The organism is Rhizobium sp. RU35A (genome assembly GCF_900156005.1).
Lineage (GTDB): Bacteria > Pseudomonadota > Alphaproteobacteria > Rhizobiales > Rhizobiaceae > Neorhizobium > Neorhizobium straminoryzae.
The window spans coordinates 1-2,621 of record NZ_FTMR01000042.1; the positions used below are offsets into that span (position 1 = coordinate 1).

General features: G+C 51.8%; 1 protein-coding gene and 1 pseudogene. Both read right to left on the reverse strand.

From position 1 onward, the window contains the following. Window positions 1–281: 281 nt before the first annotated feature. Window positions 282–2,225, reverse strand: a complete 1,944-nt coding sequence (locus tag F3H95_RS26935; RefSeq protein WP_188134512.1) for a HAMP domain-containing methyl-accepting chemotaxis protein — start codon at window positions 2,223–2,225, stop codon at window positions 282–284. Between the two features lie 157 nt (window positions 2,226–2,382). Further along, window positions 2,383–2,537 (reverse strand): annotated as a pseudogene (locus F3H95_RS26940) (IS630 family transposase); the annotation flags it as partial. Between the last annotated feature and the right edge of the window lie 84 nt (window positions 2,538–2,621).

The window sequence follows — 2,621 nt, forward strand, 5'->3', positions numbered from 1 at the left end:
TTCGCTCATGAAGGGCTCATCGGCACCACCGCTGACCTGAGCCATAACCCCGGAAAATTCCAGCTCCCGGTGGCCCAAAATCGGGGAGCACGTCATGAAGCCGGAAAACTCCAGCCTCCGCTGGTCCAATGTCTGGGAGCAGTTCAATAAATGGAAAATTCCAGTTCCAAATGGCCCAATTTATTGGGAGCACGTCAAAGAGAAACGGACCGGAATACTGGCCATACGGAGTAGAGTTGCACCGGGCAACAGCGAAGTTTTTGCCCGGTGCCAGCCCCGTTTCAAAAGTCCTCCCAGCTCTCCCCACTCGAACGACCCTGTCCTACTGCCCTCAACCGAGGCACAGGCGCTGTGGTACGTTGATCAGATCTGCTTGGAGATGCTTTCGGATTTCGTACTGCGAGTACAGCATCACCCTCCTTATGTCCGGGTCGATTGGTCGCAAGCGAGAATTGAGCGATCAATCCTCGAAGCTTGCTGACTTCGCCCATCAAAGCATTGGAGGCCGCACTCGACTCCTCAACCATAGCCGCATTTTGCTGCGTGGTTTGATCCATGGATGTTACGGCTTCATTGACTTCACTAAGGCCTGTGAATTGCTCCTTAGCGGAAAGAGCAATGGCATCCATATGTGCATTCATTTCAACGATCAGTGATCCTATTGTTCTCAAGGTTTCGCCCGTCTTGCGGACAAGATCTACGCCACTTGAGACTTCGCCTGTCGAGTTCTGAATCAGCGCCTTGATTTCTTTTGCTGCAGTAGCCGACCTTTGCGCGAGCTCTCGCACTTCCTGCGCAACAACTGCGAAACCCTTCCCTGCCTCCCCAGCACGGGCAGCTTCGACTCCAGCGTTCAGTGCAAGCAGGTTTGTCTGGAACGCGATTTCATCGATCACACCAATAATGTTGGAGATTTTTTGCGATGAATCCTCAATCCGCTTCATGGCCTCTTCAGCAAGGGCCACCACTTCTGATGACTTGTTTGCCGAGAGCTTCGCCTGGCTCGCGACCTGTCGTGCATCTTCCGTACGCTGAGTAGAGTTCTTGACGTTCGAAGTGATTTGCTCGACGGCCGCGGCGGTTTCCTCCAGCGATGCTGCTTGTTGCTCTGTGCGTTTTGAAAGCTGGTTTGCACCAACCGCAATTTCGTTGGATCCAGTATCGATCAATGCGATGCTCTGGCTTACAGCCGAAAGCGTATCGTTAAGTTGGTGCACAGACTGATTGAAATCGAGTCGCAAAGGCTCAAATTCCGGAGAGAATTTCTCATCGAGCTGGAAGTTCAGCTCGCCGCTTGCGAGAAGCTTGAGCCCGCGCGCGAGACCACTAGTCGCAACACGAAGCCTCTCATCAGCCTGCGCCTCCGCAAGCGCCTGGGCTGCCTGCCGCTCGGCTTCTGTTCGCTGACGCATTTCTTCGGTTTCTTTCTGCAACTGAGCGTTCGCGACCGTTGCATCTCGGAACGTCTCGAGTGCGGCGTACATCATTCCGATCTCGTCCCGCTGATTTGCAAGAGGGAAACTGACATTCGTCTCCCCCTGCGAAAGACGAACGGTCGCTTCGATCAAGTCCTTGATTGGCTTGATCACGCTCCGTCGCAGTATAACTGCCGTCAGCACCAGAACACTCAAAATACTATATTTAATGAGGTCAGAGATCCAGCGTTGAGCAGTTTTTGTTTCCGAAAGAGCGTCTTTAGCTTCCTGTGTAAAACCCTTGGCATTCGTGATGGAGGCGTCGATAGCTTTTTTGGCAGCCGTACTGATCGGTACCGTTGACTGTGCACGAACGGCATCCAACTGCTTCAGATTGGTGAAATTATTGCTCCGCACATAGTCCGCGACAACTGTAGTGGCTTTTGCGTAATCTTTCAGGGATGTCTGGATGTCTTTAAGGACATCTGGCTTCATTGCGATTCGGATGGACTCATCCAGTCCTCTTTGCCCGGCTTCGGAAACAGGAGCGACTTGGGAAAGGGCCCTATCAAGCTCCTCGGACGTATCCGCAAGGCAAATGTCGCGTAGATAGATTTGCAACTTAAGCAAAGTCTTCTCAGCTTGAGCAATCCCATCGAATATGATCTGCTCACGTTGAACGACCTCCTCGGCATTGGTGATGGCCTTTTGCGCCAGATAATCGTTCACGATCAACCCGGCGATCATGGAGATTGCTAGACCGGACGCTACATAAATCTTTTTTGAGACCGTCATGCTCACTATTGGCATCGTTCTTTCCCCGCGGCTTGATTAGCTATTCGTCATATAAAATTTCAATGTTTAAATAAGCGGAAACGGGCAATGTGAATTTTCCTTCATAAAATATTGTAGGCGCGTAACATAGTCCACGGTATCATTCGAAGTAGGTTACTAGAGCGGTTGCCCGTCATGCTGGATCGTAACCACATATGTGAAGAAGTTTCGAACCTCCTGGTGCTCGATGAGGTCAATCGGCTTCCCGATCCTGTCCCAAAGGCCGGTCACAGTGCGTTCGGCCGCCTTGCGCAGGAGTGCTTCCATCTTCGAGAATGCCTTTTCAATTGATGTTGTGGATGGCTCCTGCTCCCGCCGGCGTATTCCGGCATAGTTTGGATGACATCATCCAGATCAAAGGAGCGATCCATG

Bases quoted from the DNA above. Each gene is read 5' to 3' on its own strand.
- F3H95_RS26935 (WP_188134512.1), bottom strand. From the start codon at position 2,225: ATGCCAATAGTGAGCATGACGGTCTCAAAAAAGATTTATGTAGCGTCC.